The organism is Streptomyces mobaraensis NBRC 13819 = DSM 40847, from assembly GCF_017916255.1.
GTDB classification, from domain to species: Bacteria; Actinomycetota; Actinomycetes; order Streptomycetales; family Streptomycetaceae; genus Streptomyces; species Streptomyces mobaraensis.
This window is the reverse complement of the sequence record NZ_CP072827.1, coordinates 6,427,231-6,441,454: the sequence shown is the minus strand read 5'-3', so window position 1 is coordinate 6,441,454 and position 14,224 is coordinate 6,427,231. Positions and strand designations below refer to the sequence as shown.

Below are 14,224 nucleotides of genomic sequence, written 5' to 3'. Positions count from 1 at the left end.
GAACAGGCGAAAGGGGACGACGAGATGACCACGACGGCGGTACCGCCCGAAGCGCGCCTGCCGGTGGCCGATCAGATCCGGGTATCACCCGGAGATGTCGTCGTCACCCACCACCATGTCCGTCTCCTCTGCGAAAGATCACTGGCCTCCCCACCGTACCAGTCCCGGCGCGGAGGCCGCTTCTAGAGGGCCAGGTCCCAGGCCAGGCAGCCGAGATGGCTCCGCGCCTCGGGCTCGCCACCGCCGTACTCCGGCGGCGCGGCCGGCGAGGCCGCCTTCTCCTCGACCATGTCCTCGTACGCGATCCGCTCGGGCAACGCGCCGAAGCGCGCGCGACGTACTGCGGAGTCACTGTCCCGCACGGTCATGTTCCTCACTCCTGTCAGGTGTGTTGACGGGCCGTCAGGGTCCTTGGGCGTCGACGACGGCTCGGGCGAACGCTTCGGGGGCCTCCTGCGGCAGGTTGTGCCCGACGCCCTTCAGGAACCGGTGGTCGTACGGGCCCGTGAACCGGTCGCGGTACGAGGAACCACCGCCCGGGGCCGTGAACGGATCGTGCTCGGCGTCGAGCGTCACCGTCGGCACGGCGATGTGCGGCCGGGCCGCGAGCCGCTTCTCGTACGGCTCGTAGCGCCGCTCCCCGGCGGCAGACGACCGGCGGCCCGTGCGCCGGCCCCAGCTCGGCGTAACCGATCTCCAGCAGACCGGCCCTGACCTTCTTGAGCGGGGGGAAACTCCCGGGTCGACGAGCACCGGGCCGCCGCTCCGCGGCGGCCCGCGCCACCCCCGGCACCCCCGGCAGCGCGGCGGTGGCCGCACCGCCGGCCCCGAGGCCGAGCGCCTTGCCGAACGTACGCCGATTGATCACGCCGAGCCCTCCGTACGCCGCGAAGTGCCTGCGCCCGGTGTGGGCGTGCCGACGACTATGGCACAGCGTGCGTCACCGGTCAAACAGGTGACGATCATCAACTTCGCGCGGGCCGAAGGTATTTGACCGCCTGTGGGCGACACGGGCAGCGCTCATTCCCCGGCCCTGACTACCACGGCACCTCCCCCGCCCACCGCACCTCCCCCGCCCCCAGCGTGACCACGGCCCGCGTCCGCATGGGCTCCTCCTCCCCGCGCCGGGAGAGCACCGCGATCTCCTCGACCGCGGCCGGCATGGGGCCGAGCCGAGCGGCGAGCTCGGCCGCCAGGGCGCGCGGCTCCGTGGTGCGTCCGAGTGAGAGGTGCGGAACGAAGCGTTCCCCGCGCCCGCGGCACAGCGGGAAGCGGGAGGTCAGTTCGTCGTGCAGGCGCGTCCAGGAGGCCAGGGCGCCGCCCGCCGCCGGGTCGAGCCACACCGTGGCGTACCGCCGGTGCCGGAAGAAGCGCACGCCCGCCGGCCGGACCGGGAAGGCCGGGCATTCGGCCGCGGCGGCGGAGAGCAGCGGCAGGGCGCGGGGGAAGTCGTCCTCGGGCACGAAGCCGAACAGCAGGTTCACATGCGGTGGCCAGCGCCGCACCTGCGGGTCGTACTCCGTGCGGATCTCCTGGATCGCCGGCCGGAGGGCGTGCGGCGGCAGCCACGCCACGGCCGTCCGGGGCGTCGGCGCCACGTCGAGTGCCACGTCACCATCCACCCCTCCATGGTCCGGCCGGCGCCCGGTCCGCACGAGTCGGACGCCCGTCATGCCTCCTGACTCACGGCCGTCCCACGTGTCCCACCTCACTCTCCGCGTCACGAACTCCCTTCCGTCGCACACCCCGCACCCTCTAGGCTGACGAGCGCAGCTGGTTCGCCCCGCCCGCCAGACGGGAGCGTCGCAAGAGGGAACCCGGTGGGAATCCGGGACTGCCCCGCAGCGGTGAGCGGGAACGACCGCCGTCATACGCACTGGGCCCGACGCACGGGGCCCGGGAAGCGACGGCCAGTAGGTGCCTCGTACGGCATCCGCCAGGATCCGTACGGCACGAGGCGCGCCCGCGAGTCCGAAGACCTGCCACCTGCCCGCGCGCGAACCACTCGGGCGCGGACATCCCGGTGACCTCGAGGGCGGGTCGGCGTACATACCAGGCGGACGACCGCGCTGTGCCGCGCGCGCTCGGCCCGCCCGGTCCGTCACCCTTCGCGCTCTCGTCCCGTCCCGGGATCTCAGGGATCCATCTCGCGAAGGAGATCTCCGTGACCACCAAGTCCGCAGCCGCGGCAGCACGGGCCACCGTGTACGGCTACCCCCGCCAGGGCCGGAACCGTGAACTCAAGAAGGCGATCGAGGGCTACTGGAAGGGCCGGGTGACGGCCGACGCCCTGCGGGACACCGCCGCCGGCCTGCGCCGGGACACCTGGGAGCAGCTCGCCGCGGCCGGCCTCCACGAGGTGCCCACCGGCGACTTCTCGTACTACGACCACGTCCTCGACACCACCGTCATGGTCGGCGCGATCCCCGCCCGGCACCGGGCCGCCGTCGAGGAGGACGCCCTGGCCGGGTACTTCGCGATGGCGCGCGGCACGCAGGAGGTGGCGCCGCTGGAGATGACCAAGTGGTTCGACACCAACTACCACTACCTGGTGCCGGAGCTGGGCCCGGACACGGTGTTCCGCGCCGACTCCGCCAAGCAGGTCGCGGAGCTGAAGGAGGCCCTCGCCCTGGGCCTGACCGCCCGGCCGGTCCTCGTCGGGCCCGTCACCTACCTCCTGCTGGCCAAGCCCGCGCCGGGCGTGGACCCGGACTTCGTCCCGCTCACCCTGCTGGACCGGCTGCTGCCGGTGTACGCGGAGGTGCTGGCCGACCTGCGGGCGGCGGGCGCCGAGTGGGTGCAGCTCGACGAGCCCGCCCTGGTGCAGGACCGCACCCCGGCCGAGCTCAACGCCGCCGAGCGCGCCTACCGGGACCTCGGCACGCTGCCCGACCGGCCGCAGCTGCTGGTCGCCTCGTACTTCGACCGGCTCGGCGAGGCCCTGCCCGTGCTCGCCAAGGCGCCGGTGGAGGGGCTCGCCCTGGACTTCACCGGGTCCGCCGCCGCCAACCTCGGCGACCTCGCCGCCGTCGGCGGGCTGCCCGGCAAGCGCCTGGTCGCCGGCGTCGTCGACGGCCGCAACATCTGGGTGAACGACCTGGAGAAGTCCCTCGCCGCCCTGGGCACGTTGCTCGGCCTGGCCGAACGGGTGGACGTGTCCGCGTCCTCGTCCCTGCTGCACGTCCCCCTCGACGCCGCCATGGAACGCGACATCGCGCCGCAGATCCTGCGCTGGCTGGCCTTCGCGCAGCAGAAGACGCGGGAGATCGTCACGCTCGCCAAGGGCCTCGCCCAGGGCACCGACACCATCGCCGCCGAACTGGCCGCCAACCGGGCGGACCTCGCCTCCCGCGCGGCCTCCCCGATCACCCACGACCCGGCGGTCCGGGCCCGGGCCGCCGCCGTCACGGCCGCCGACACCCGCCGCTCCCTGCCGTACGCCGAGCGCACCGGCGCGCAGCGCGCCCGCCTCGGCCTGCCGCTGCTGCCGACCACGACCATCGGCTCCTTCCCGCAGACCGGCGACCTCCGCGCCGCCCGCGCCGACCTGCGCGCGGGCCGGATCGACCCGGCCGGCTACGAGGAGCGCATCCGGACCGAGATCCAGCAGGTGATCTCCTTCCAGGAGAAGACCGGCCTGGACGTCCTGGTGCACGGCGAGCCCGAACGCAACGACATGGTGCAGTACTTCGCCGAGCGGCTGACGGGCTATCTGGCCACCCAGCACGGCTGGGTGCAGTCGTACGGCACCCGCTACGTCCGCCCGCCGGTCCTGGCCGGCGACATCTCCCGGCCCGAGCCGATGACCGTACGGTGGACGACGTACGCCCAGTCCCTCACCGATCGCCCGGTCAAGGGCATGCTCACCGGGCCGGTCACCATGCTCGCCTGGTCCTTCGTCCGCGACGACCAGCCGCTCGCCGACACCGCCCGGCAGGTCGCCCTCGCCCTGCGCGAGGAGGTGAACGACCTGGAGGCGGCGGGTACCTCCGTCGTCCAGGTCGACGAGCCGGCGCTGCGCGAGACCCTGCCACTGCGGGCCGCGGACCGCCCGGCGTACCTGGAATGGGCGACCGAGGCGTTCCGGCTCACCACGGGCGGGGTGCGGCCGGACACCCAGATCCACACGCACATGTGCTACGCCGAGTTCGGGGACATCGTGCGGGCCATCGACGACCTCGACGCCGACGTCATCAGCCTGGAGGCGGCCCGCTCGCACATGCAGGTCGCCCGCGAACTGGCCGCGCACGGCTATCCGCGCGAGGCCGGGCCGGGGGTGTACGACATCCACTCGCCGCGCGTGCCGAGCGCCGAGGAGGCGGCGGAACTGCTGCGCGCCGGACTGGAGGCGATCCCGGCCGAACGGCTGTGGGTCAACCCGGACTGCGGGCTGAAGACCCGCGGCTGGCCGGAGACCCGGGCGTCACTGGAGAACCTGGTGACCGCGGCCCGGACCGTCCGGGGGGAGCTGTCCGGGTGCTGACGGACTGACGGACCAGCCCGGCGGGTCCGGCGGCGCGGGGGCCCGAAGGGCCCGGCGGCGTACGGGCCCGGCGGGGCGTGTCCACCCGGCGCCCCGCCGACCCGCGGGCCGCCGGGACCGCACCCTCGCGCGGCCCGGCGATCCCGTGGCGGCGGTTGACGGCCGCGCGGGTGGAACGCCCCACGCCGGTGGCCGAGGCCCCGCGTCCGGCCCGGGCGCCGGCGGTCGGCGCCCCCGGGCCGGCGGTCAGCGGTGGGTGAAGCGCGGTGGCCGCTTCTCCACGAACGCCGTCATGCCCTCCTTCTGGTCCTCGGTCGCGAACACCGCGTGGAACAGCCGGCGTTCGAAGCGGACGCCCTCGGCGAGGGTGGTCTCGAAGGCGCGGTTGACGCTCTCCTTCGCCATCATCGCCACGGGCGCCGACATCCCGGCCACGGTCTCGGCGACGCTCAGGGCCTCGGCGAGCAGGTCGCCGGCCGGGACGACGCGCGAGACCAGCCCGGCGCGTTCGGCCTCGGCCGCGTCCATGGTGCGGCCGGTGAGGCACAGCTCCATGGCCTTGGCCTTGCCGACGGCCCGGGTCAGCCGCTGCGAGCCCCCGATGCCGGGGACGACCCCGAGCTTGATCTCGGGCTGGCCGAAGACCGCGGTGTCGGCGGCGAGCAGGATGTCGCAGAGCATGGCGAGTTCGCAGCCGCCGCCCAGGGCGTAGCCGGAGACGGCGGCGACGGTGGGCGTCCGCAGCGCGCCGAGCCGGTCCCAGGCGGTGAACCAGTCGCTGAGGTACATGTCCAGGTAACTCCGCGGCCGCATCTCCTTGATGTCCGCGCCCGCGGCGAACGCCTTCCCGGAGCCGGTGATGACGACGCAGCCGATGTCCGGGTCCCGGTCGAGGGCGGCGGTGGCGTCGACGACCTCGTGCATGACCTGGAGGTTGAGCGCGTTGAGGGCATCGGGGCGGTTGAGGGTGAGCAGCGCGGTACGGCCCTTGCGCTCGACGACGATCGTCTCGTAGGGCGGCGCGTACGACGGCGTGCCGTCGGGGCCCGTCATGCCGTACCCTCGTCCGGCGCCGAGCCGTCAGGGCCCGAGGCGCCCCGGCCCGAGCGGTCCTGTATCTCGCGGATGATCCCGGAGAAGTCCTCCGCGGCCCCGCGCCCCGCCGCGAACGCGGCGAACCGCTCCGCCGCCCGCAGCCCCAGCTCGGCGTCCACGCCGCCGGCCCGGATCGCGTTGGCGGCGAGGCCGAGGTCCTTGGCCATCAGCGGGGCGGCGAAGCCGGGCCGGTAGTCGCGGTTGGCGGGACTGGCCGGGACCGGTCCGGGCACCGGACAGTTGACGGTGAGGGCCCAGCACTGCCCGGAGGACGTGGACGCCACGTCGTACAGCGCCTGCTGGGAGAGGCCGAGGCTCTCGCCGAGGACGAACGCCTCGCTGATGGCGATCATGGAGATGCCCAGGATCATGTTGTTGCAGATCTTGGCGGCCTGCCCGGAGCCCGCGGGTCCGCAGTGCACGATCTTCCGGCCCATCGCGGCCAGCACCGGCTCCGCCTGCGCGAACTCCGCCGCCTCGCCGCCGGCCATGAAGGTCAGGGTGGCGGCCTCGGCGCCGAACACCCCGCCCGACACGGGTGCGTCCAGGGCCCGGTGGCCGGCGGCGCGCGCCGCGTCGTGGGCGGCCCGGGCGTCGGCGACGTCGATCGTCGAGCTGTCGACGAACAGGGTGCCGGGCCGGGCGGCGGCCAGCAGCCCCCCGTCCGTGTAGAGGCCGAGCACGTGCCGGCCCGTCGGCAGCATCGTGAACACCAGGTCCGCGTCGGCGACGGCCTCGGCGGCCGAGGCGGCGGGCCGGACGCCGGTCTTGGCGGCGGCCTCGACGGCCTCGGGCAGCAGGTCGAAACCGGTGACCCGGTGTCCGGCCGCGACGAGGTTGGCGGCCATCGGGCCGCCCATGTTGCCCAGGCCGACGAAGCCGATGGCCTTGCCGGCCGCGGGGATCGTCGCGGGGGTCGGGGAAGTCGCGTTCTCTGGGGTCGCAGTCACCAGGGCACCTCCTGTAGTGGACCGTCGCCGGGGGCCAGGGTGAGCTCCCGGTCGCCGAGCGGGGCGAAGAAGCGCTCGACGTCCTCGGCGGAGACGTCGGCGAGCGTGGCGGGCGTCCAGCGCGGGTTCCGGTCCTTGTCGACGACCTGGGCGCGGATGCCCTCCACCAGGTCCGGTGTGGCGAGTGCGGCGCAGGAGACGCGGTACTCCTGTTCCAGCACCCGCTCCAGCGGGCCGAGCGCGGGGGCGCGCCGCAGGGCGGCGAGGGTGACCTTCAGGGCGGTGGGCGACTTGGCGAGGATCGCCTCGGCGGCCTCCTTGGCGGCGGGGTGTCCGCACGCCCGGAGCCGGTCGAGGATCTCCTCGACGGTCGGGGCCGCGTAGCAGGCGTCGATCCACTCCCGGTGGGCGGCCAACTCGCCCTCCGGGGGCGGTGCGACGAAGCCGGGGAGGACGTCGTGGACGGTCCCGCGGGCCAGGGCGGCGGCGAACTCGGGCAGCCGGGCCGCGGGGACGTGGTGGTCGGCGAGCCCGCACAGCAGCGCGTCGGCGGCCCCCACGGCGGTGGCGGTCAGCGCGAGGTGGGTGCCGAGTCCGCCCGGGGCGAGGGCCAGCAGGTAGGTGCCGCCGACGTCGGGGACGAAGCCGATGCCGGTCTCGGGCATGGCCAGCCGCGAGCGCTCGGTGACGATCCGCACGCCGCCGTGGGCGGAGATCCCGATGCCGCCGCCCATGACGATGCCGTCCATGAGGGCGACGTACGGCTTGGGGTAGCGGGCGATCCGGGCGTTGAGCCGGTATTCGGTGCGCCAGAAGGCGGCGGAGGCGCTGCCGGTTCCGGGGCGGTCGTCGGCGCGGGTGGCGCGGGTTCCTTCACGGGCGGCGCGGGCGTCGTCGCGGGTGGCCCGGGCGCTGTCGCGGGCGGCGCGGGCGCTGTCGCGGACGGCCTGGACCTCGTCACGGGCGGCGCGGTCGCCGTCACCGGCGGCGCGGGCGTCGCCACCAGTGGCGTGCGAACCGTCGCGCAGGGCCCGGGCGTCGTCGTGGATGGCCCGGATGTCGCCGCCCGCGCAGAGGCCGCGTTCGCCGGCGCCGGCGATGACGACGGTCCGTACCGCCGGGTCCGCCTCCCACGCGTCGAGCGCGTCGGCGATCCGGTCGACCATCGCATGGGTGAGGGCGTTGAGCGCCTTGGGACGGTTGAGGGTGATGTACCCCGCGTGCCCCTCCGTACGCAGGAGCACCGAGTCGTCGGCCATCACCGGACCCCCGCCGTGAGGCCGCGGGCGACGATGAGGCTCATGATCTCGTTGGTTCCTTCCAGGATGCGGTGCACGCGGAGGTCGCGGACTATTTTCTCGATGCCGTACTCGCTGAGATAGCCGTAGCCACCGTGCAATTGGAGAGCCCGGTCGGCGACGGAGTACCCGGTGTCGGTGGCGAACCGCTTGGCCATGGCGCAGAGTTCGGCCGCCTTGGGGTCGCCCTGGTCCAGGGCCTCCGCGGCCTGGCGGACGAGGGCGCGGGCGGCGGTCAGCTCGGTCGCCATGTCGGCGAGCCGGAACTGGAGCGCCTGCGCCTCCAGCAGCGGCGCGCCGAACGCCTCGCGGTCGGCGAGGTGTTCCAGGCTGCGGTGCAGGGCGCTCCGCGCGCCGCCGAGGGAGCAGGCGGCGATGCCGAGGCGGCCGCCGTTGAGGCCGTTCATGGCGATGCGGAAGCCGTCGCCCTCGGCGCCGAGCCGGCGGTCGGCGGGGATCCGGACGCCGTCCAGGACGACCTGGCGGGTGGGCTGGGCGTTCCAGCCCATCTTCCGCTCGTCGGGGCCGAAGGACAGCCCGGGGTCGTCGCGTTCGACGACGAACGCCGAGATGCCGCGCGGCCCGTCGCCTCCGGTGCGCGCCATCACCACGTACACCTCGGAGGCGCCGGCGCCGGAGATGAACTGCTTGACGCCGGTGAGGACGTAGTGGTCGCCGTCGCGGACGGCCCGGGTGCGCAGCGCGGCGGCGTCGGAGCCGGCGCCCGGTTCGGTGAGGCAGTAGCTGCCCGGCCGGTCGAGGGCGCACAGGGCGGGCAGCCAGCGCTCGCGCTGGGCGGCGTCACCGTAGCGGTCGATCATCCAGCCGACCATGTTGTGGATGGAGAGGTACCCGGCGATGGACGGGCAGCCGGTGGCCAGGACCTCGAAGACCAGTACGCCGTCGGCGCGGGTGAGGCCGGAGCCGCCCGCGTCCTCGGACACGTACACGCCGCCGAGTCCGAGGCCGGCGGCCTTGCGCAGGACGTCGAGGGGGAAGTGCTTGTCCCGGTCCCAGGCGACGGCGTGCGGGGCGAGGTGTTCCTGGGCGAAGTCCAGGGTGGTCTCGACCAGGGCGAGCTGGTCCTCGGTGAGGAGGGTGGTCATCGCGCTCACCCCATCGTGGGGAGGGTGAAGCTCGCGCCTTCCTTGACCCCGGAGGGCCAGCGCGAGGTGACGGTCTTGGTACGGGTGTAGAAGCGGATGGCGTCGGGACCGTGCTGGTTGAGGTCGCCGAAGCCGGACCGCTTCCAGCCGCCGAAGGTGTGGTACGCGACCGGGACGGGGATCGGGACGTTGACGCCGACCATGCCGGTCTCCACCCGGCGGGTGAAGTCGCGGGCGGTGTCGCCGTCCCGGGTGAAGAGGGCGACGCCGTTGCCGTAGGGGTGCTCGCTGGGCAGCCGCAGCGCCTCCTCGTAGTCGGCGGCGCGGACGACGGAGAGCACCGGGCCGAAGATCTCTTCCTGGTAGACGCGCATGTCGGGGGTGACCCGGTCGAAGAGGGAGGCGCCGGCGAAGAACCCGTTCTCGTGCCCGGGGAGGCGGAAGCCGCGCCCGTCCACGACGAGTTCCGCCCCTTCCTCCACCCCGAGGTCGACGTACCGGCGGACGCGGTCGACAGCGTCGCGGCCGACGAGCGGGCCGAAGTCGGCCCGGGGGTCGTCCGACCGGCCGATGCGGAGCCCGGCGATCCGCTCGGTCAGCCGGGCGACGAGCGCGTCGGCGGTCTCCGTGCCGACGGGCACGGCGACGGACACGGCCATGCACCGCTCGCCCGCCGAACCGTAGCCCGCGCCGATCAGGGCGTCGGCGGCCTGGTCCAGGTCGGCGTCGGGCATCACGATCAGGTGGTTCTTGGCGCCGCCGAAGCACTGGGCGCGCTTGCCGTGCGCGGCGGCGGTCGCGTAGACGTGCGCGGCGACGGGCGTCGAGCCGACGAAGCCCAGCGCCTTGACCCGCGGATCCTCCAGCAGCGTGTCGACGGCCTCCTTGCCGCCGTTGACGACGTTGAGCACCCCCGGCGGCAGCCCGGCCTCCAGGAACAGCTCGGCGAGCCGCAGCGGGACGGACGGATCGCGCTCGGACGGCTTGAGGACGAAGGCGTTGCCGCAGGCGATGGCCGGCGCGGCCTTCCAGAGCGGGATCATCGCGGGGAAGTTGAACGGTGTGATGCCGGCGGTCACGCCGAGGGGCCGGCGCAGCGAGTGGACGTCGATGCCGGTGCCGGCGTTGTCGGTGAACTCGCCCTTGAGCAGGTGGGGGACGCCGGCCGCGAACTCGACGACCTCCAGTCCCCGTTGGATGTCACCGTGCGCGTCGGCGACGGTCTTCCCGTGCTCGCTCGACAGCAGCCGGGCCAGCGCGTCCTTCTCCTTCTCGACGAGTTCGAGGAACCGGAGCAGGACGCGGGCACGCCGCTGCGGGTTCCACTCCCCCCACGCGCGTTGCGCCTCGACGGCGTCGGCGACGGCGCGCTCGGTCTCGGCCCGGTTCGCGAGGGGCACGCGGGCCTGTATCTCACCGGTGTTGGGGTCGTACACGTCACCGAAGGCGCCCGATGTTCCCGGGGCGTGTTTTCCGGCGACGAAATGCGTCAGTTCACGGACCATGGAAGCCTGCTCTCGTCAGGTCTCGACAGGTGGGATCCGGGGACGGCACGGCGACGGGCGGCCGTCACTCATGAGGGCCCGCTCGAAAGCCGTGGGAACGCGCAGGGGTTGGCCGGCGGTCAGGCGGCGGACGATGCCGCTCGCCGTGCCGGATCACCTGGGTCGTGGAAACGGACCGGTGCCATGCGTGTCTGCTCCATCCTCGTGGACAACACGGAACCACCGCGCGGCCGGTATCCTGACTCCCGGATCACCACGCGCCTTCCGCCTTCCCGACGTCGCGTCGCCGCTCCGTCAGTGACGTTCCTCCTGTCGACGGCCGCCCTTCCGTGGACGGCCCCTCGCCGGTGAAAACGCGCTCCCCGGTCACAGTGGCGGGACCGTGCCGGATTCACACCGGCTTCCCTGCACCGCGGGCTTGTTGGCCACGACCATATAGTTGGACGTCCTAGTAAGTCCAGGGTCGGCCGGACAAGGAGACCCGCCCCGCCGCCCCGCCGCCCGCGCCTCGGTACGCGTCCGACGGAAGCACGCGAGACCGGCTGCTCACGCCCCGGTGACATGTACGATCACCAGCACGCGTGAAGCGTTTGCGCCCCAACGGCACCCGCTGGGCGTGGTGTTGAGCAGCGGCCGCCGGGCGCAAAGGTCACCGGCGCGCCCGGCATCCGACCACCCGAGAGAACAGCGTCCACGATGGGGCACCCGAAACATCGTCTCCAGAGAGCGGAGAGAACGTGTTCATCGCCTTCGTCACGGTCACCCTTCTCGGCGCGGTCTTCAACGGCGCCGCCGCCGTCACCTACCTGATCGGCCACGAATACCCCAAGACCCAGGCGGACATGAAGGGCATACCCCGCAAGTACGTACCCATCCTGGGCACGTTGCTGGCGGCGGGCACGGTGGGGCTGCTGGCCGGGCTCGCCGTGCCGCTCCTGGGGACCCTCGCGGCCTGCGGCCTGGTGCTGTACTTCATCGGCGCCATCATCGCCCACCTGCGGGTGGGGTCCCGCGACATCGTGGGCGGGATCGTGTTCCTGGCCACCGCGGTGGCGGTCCTCGTCCTGGGGCTGTCCTACCACGGACCCTGGTGAACCGCGGAACCCGCGCCGGAACGGTCCGGCGCGGGTTCCCGTACCGGCCGGACCTCAGAGACCGGCCTGGAGACGGCGGGAGAGTTCCACCCGGCGGGTCTTCAGCGTGGCGGTACGCGGCAGCTCGGCCAGGGGGATCTGGACGGGGTCCGCGAGCGACGGATACGCCGCCGTGGCGGCGTGCCAGCGCTCCCGGTCCAGCGGCTCGTCATGGCGGGTGCACACGACAGGGACCGCCTCGGCGCCGGGGCCGGGGACGACGACGACCTCGGCCAACTCCGCCAGCTCGTCCAGCAGGTGGTCCTCGACCTCCAGGTTGCTGCTCACCCCGGGGATCGCGTCGAACTCGCGGTCGAGCAGGTGCAGGCACCCGAACATGGTGCGGTAGCCCACGTCCCCGGTGCGCCACCAACCGTCGTGCAGCTGGGCGTCGTAGCGCTCCTGCTCACCGTGGTAGGTCTTGGCCAGCCCGTCCCAACGGACTTCGATGAAGCCGGGGTTCCGGCGTGAGGGGCGGCCGCCGTCCCGGCCCACCAGCCTGACCCGGGCGCTGCCCGGCAGCGGATAGCCCACGCAGCGGCCGTCCATCCAGCGGGCCAACCCGCGATAGTAGGGCCGGCCGGCCGCGGGGCCCACCTCGCTCTGCCCGTAGATCTGGAAGAACTGCGCCCGTCGGGCGGAGGCGTGCAGCAGGCGGCGAACCGTCCTGGGGTGGATCGCGTCGAAGGTGCTGCTGAAGTACTTCACCGAGGCGAACGGACGCCGTGCGTCGTCGGCCAGCTCCTCCCAGGCGAGGAAGGAGTTGGGCAGCGCCTCGATCAGCCAGGGCCGCCGCTCGGCGAAGAACGCGGCGGCGGCGTCCGGGCTTCCGTCCTTCACCAGGAGCGCCGGCATGCCCTGGAGCAGGCAGAGGGCCAGCGCCGCGAATGTCCTGGAGTGGCCGAAGGGCAGATGGATGGCGACGGTCCCGCGCTTTCTCATCAGCCCCAGCAGGAACAGCTGCGGTCGCAGCCGGGACCGCATCGTCCGCGGCGTGTGCACCACCAGCTTGGGCAGCCCCGTGGTGCCGGAGGTGTGGGTGATCAGGGCGGGTTCGTCCAGGCCGCGCAGCACCGGCCGTACCGGTACCGCGCCTTCCAGTCCGGCGAGCGCCACCGCGCCGGGACCGGCGTCGCCCACACCGATCACGCTCCGGGTGAGGCCCGCCGGATCGACGCCGCCATCGGTCAGGGAGCGGAGCCCGGGACCGTCGGTGATCAGGTGAGGCCGATCCAGCCGGGCCAGCAGCGCGGCGACGGACCCGGGATCCAAGTGGTGGGAGAGCATGACCGGGACCGCGCCCACGCGTTCCGCCGCCGTCGCCAGCAGCCACAGGTCGAAGTTGGGGGCCTTGCAGATCACCACGTGGCCGCCGGGGCACACCCCGGCGGCGGCGAGGCGGTTCGCGAGGTCGGCCACGGCGTCCGCGAGCCGTCGGACCGTCAGCCGGCGGCCGGCCTCCGGCAGGACGTCGAGGTCGTGGTCGAGGACGAGCGGCATGGCACCGCGGACGCGCGCCGCTCGTTCCGGTACGACGCCGAGGTAGAGGCCGTGCCGGTGTGGCGACGTGCGGGTCGCGGCGCGCCGCGGCGTGCGACCGGGCTTGTACGACGACACGCTTCCCATGGGGTTGTCCTTTGCGTCGGCCGGGCAGGGAGGGGAAGGTCCGGGAGAGCGCGTCAGTGGTCGCGGTGGGCGGCCACGCCGGCCGGTTCCCCGAGGCGCGGGCACCGGCGCCCCTGACCGGGGGTGCCCTCTCCGGGGGAGCATCCTCGGCGCCGCCCCTTGCCGGGGAGTGTCCGGTGGATTGGGCTCCGCTTGGCGGCAAGCAGGCACCAACTCCGGGCCCAGCCGCCCCCAAGTCACCGCTGACATCCTCGCTGCGGAGGCCGGCCGGACCGGGCTCGGGGCGCGCGTCGTAACGGCACGCCGCCGACGCCCCGCCCCCCTACACGCCTCCGGCCCGGGGCCCCGGGTCTCCGCTTCCGCAGAGTTCCGCCGCGCGGCCGGCCCTCGCCGGCGCCGGCGATCCGCCCCCGAGAGAGCGACACCACATGAGCGGTCTCATCGTCCCGCCCGGCCACGGCCGGAAACTCACCACCAAGGCGCAGGACGTGACCTTCAAGGTCACGGCCGCGGACGGCTCCGCCTCCTCCGTGTTCGAGGTGATCGTGCCACCGGGGTTCGACGTCGGCGCGCACACCCACCGCCACTCCCAGGAGTTCTTCTACCTCCTGGAAGGAGAGCTGGAGCTCCTGGCCTTCGAGCCCACCCGGCGCACCCGGGACACCTGGCACGACTGGGAGTCCCCGAACGGTGACCGGCCGGTCCGGGTGACCGCCGGTGGCTGCATGTTCGTGCCGCCGGGCACACCGCACGCGTTCCGCAACCCCACCGGCCGGCCGGCTCGGATGCTGTTCCAGAGCTCCCCCTCGCCGGACCACGAGCGCTACTTCGAGGAGATCGTCGAGATCTTCGCCGCCGGACGGTCCGTGGACTCCGAGGCGGTGGAGCGGATGCGCCGGCGCCACGACGTACAGCAGATCACCCCGCTCCGCTACACCCCGCCCGCCCCCGACCCGGCCGGACGGTCCGCGGCGTGACCGGCGAACGAACCGGCCGGGGACCACGAACCGACAGAGGACGAGCGAACC

The 14,224-nt window shown here is 73.8% G+C and carries 11 protein-coding genes, 1 pseudogene and 2 riboswitches; of the genes and pseudogenes, 3 read left to right on the top strand and 9 right to left on the bottom strand.

All coding sequences use genetic code 11. The features are described from left to right. Nucleotides 1-182: 182 nt before the first annotated feature. The 3 genes and pseudogenes from J7W19_RS27740 to J7W19_RS27730 form a co-directional block, all read right to left on the bottom strand. Entirely contained in the window at nt 183-368 is a 186-nt protein-coding gene (locus tag J7W19_RS27740; RefSeq protein ID WP_004939109.1) for a hypothetical protein, read from the bottom strand. A 34-nt stretch (nt 369-402) separates the two neighbouring features. Next, nucleotides 403-660, bottom strand: a pseudogene (locus J7W19_RS33210) (alpha/beta fold hydrolase); the annotation flags it as partial. Nucleotides 661-1,037: 377 nt separating this feature from the next. Further along, entirely contained in the window at nt 1,038-1,610 is a 573-nt protein-coding gene (locus tag J7W19_RS27730; protein WP_004939114.1) for a 2'-5' RNA ligase family protein, read from the bottom strand. 147 nt (nt 1,611-1,757) lie between these two features. After that, nucleotides 1,758-2,001: riboswitch (cobalamin riboswitch) on the top strand. A gap of 163 nt (nt 2,002-2,164) precedes the next feature. Here J7W19_RS27730 and metE point away from each other — a divergent pair. Continuing rightward, complete coding sequence (gene metE, locus J7W19_RS27725; RefSeq protein WP_004939117.1) at nt 2,165-4,483, top strand: 5-methyltetrahydropteroyltriglutamate--homocysteine S-methyltransferase; 2,319 nt, start codon at nt 2,165-2,167, stop codon at nt 4,481-4,483. Between the two features lie 246 nt (nt 4,484-4,729). Here the strand turns inward: metE and J7W19_RS27720 are convergent, their stop codons facing one another. The 5 genes from J7W19_RS27720 to J7W19_RS27700 all read right to left on the bottom strand — a co-directional run bounded on the left by J7W19_RS27720 (nt 4,730) and on the right by J7W19_RS27700 (nt 10,437). Then, nucleotides 4,730-5,536, bottom strand: a complete 807-nt coding sequence (locus tag J7W19_RS27720; protein WP_004939120.1) for an enoyl-CoA hydratase — start codon at nt 5,534-5,536, stop codon at nt 4,730-4,732. Beyond that, nucleotides 5,533-6,438, bottom strand: coding sequence for a 3-hydroxyisobutyrate dehydrogenase (mmsB, locus tag J7W19_RS27715; RefSeq protein WP_051072461.1), 906 nt, complete (start codon nt 6,436-6,438; stop codon nt 5,533-5,535). Before mmsB ends, J7W19_RS27720 begins: the two co-directional genes overlap by 4 nt. Nucleotides 6,439-6,524: 86 nt before the next feature. Continuing rightward, a complete protein-coding gene (locus tag J7W19_RS27710; protein WP_004939126.1) occupies nt 6,525-7,787 on the bottom strand; it encodes an enoyl-CoA hydratase/isomerase family protein in 1,263 nt (420 codons plus the stop codon). Beyond that, nucleotides 7,787-8,941 (bottom strand): acyl-CoA dehydrogenase family protein, encoded by a 1,155-nt coding sequence (locus J7W19_RS27705; RefSeq protein ID WP_201768181.1) that lies wholly within the window; start codon nt 8,939-8,941, stop codon nt 7,787-7,789. The genes J7W19_RS27710 and J7W19_RS27705 overlap by 1 nt, the downstream gene beginning before the upstream one ends. After that, nucleotides 8,938-10,437, bottom strand: coding sequence for a CoA-acylating methylmalonate-semialdehyde dehydrogenase (locus J7W19_RS27700; RefSeq protein WP_004939131.1), 1,500 nt, complete (start codon nt 10,435-10,437; stop codon nt 8,938-8,940). The genes J7W19_RS27705 and J7W19_RS27700 overlap by 4 nt, the downstream gene beginning before the upstream one ends. A gap of 211 nt (nt 10,438-10,648) precedes the next feature. Then, a riboswitch (cobalamin riboswitch) is annotated at nt 10,649-10,888 on the bottom strand. A gap of 286 nt (nt 10,889-11,174) precedes the next feature. Here J7W19_RS27700 and J7W19_RS27695 point away from each other — a divergent pair. Further along, nucleotides 11,175-11,531: a DoxX family protein gene (locus J7W19_RS27695; RefSeq protein ID WP_004939134.1), complete on the top strand. Its 357-nt coding sequence runs from the start codon at nt 11,175-11,177 to the stop codon at nt 11,529-11,531. 54 nt (nt 11,532-11,585) lie between these two features. Here J7W19_RS27695 and J7W19_RS27690 read toward each other — a convergent pair whose 3' ends face one another. Next, nucleotides 11,586-13,196 (bottom strand): class I adenylate-forming enzyme family protein, encoded by a 1,611-nt coding sequence (locus J7W19_RS27690; RefSeq protein WP_004939135.1) that lies wholly within the window; start codon nt 13,194-13,196, stop codon nt 11,586-11,588. A 428-nt stretch (nt 13,197-13,624) separates the two neighbouring features. Between J7W19_RS27690 and J7W19_RS27685 the strand changes: the two genes are divergently transcribed. Continuing rightward, the gene (locus J7W19_RS27685; RefSeq protein WP_004939138.1) at nt 13,625-14,173 is read left to right on the top strand and encodes a cupin domain-containing protein; all 549 of its coding nucleotides are present in this window, start codon (nt 13,625-13,627) and stop codon (nt 14,171-14,173) included. Nucleotides 14,174-14,224 lie beyond the last annotated feature (51 nt).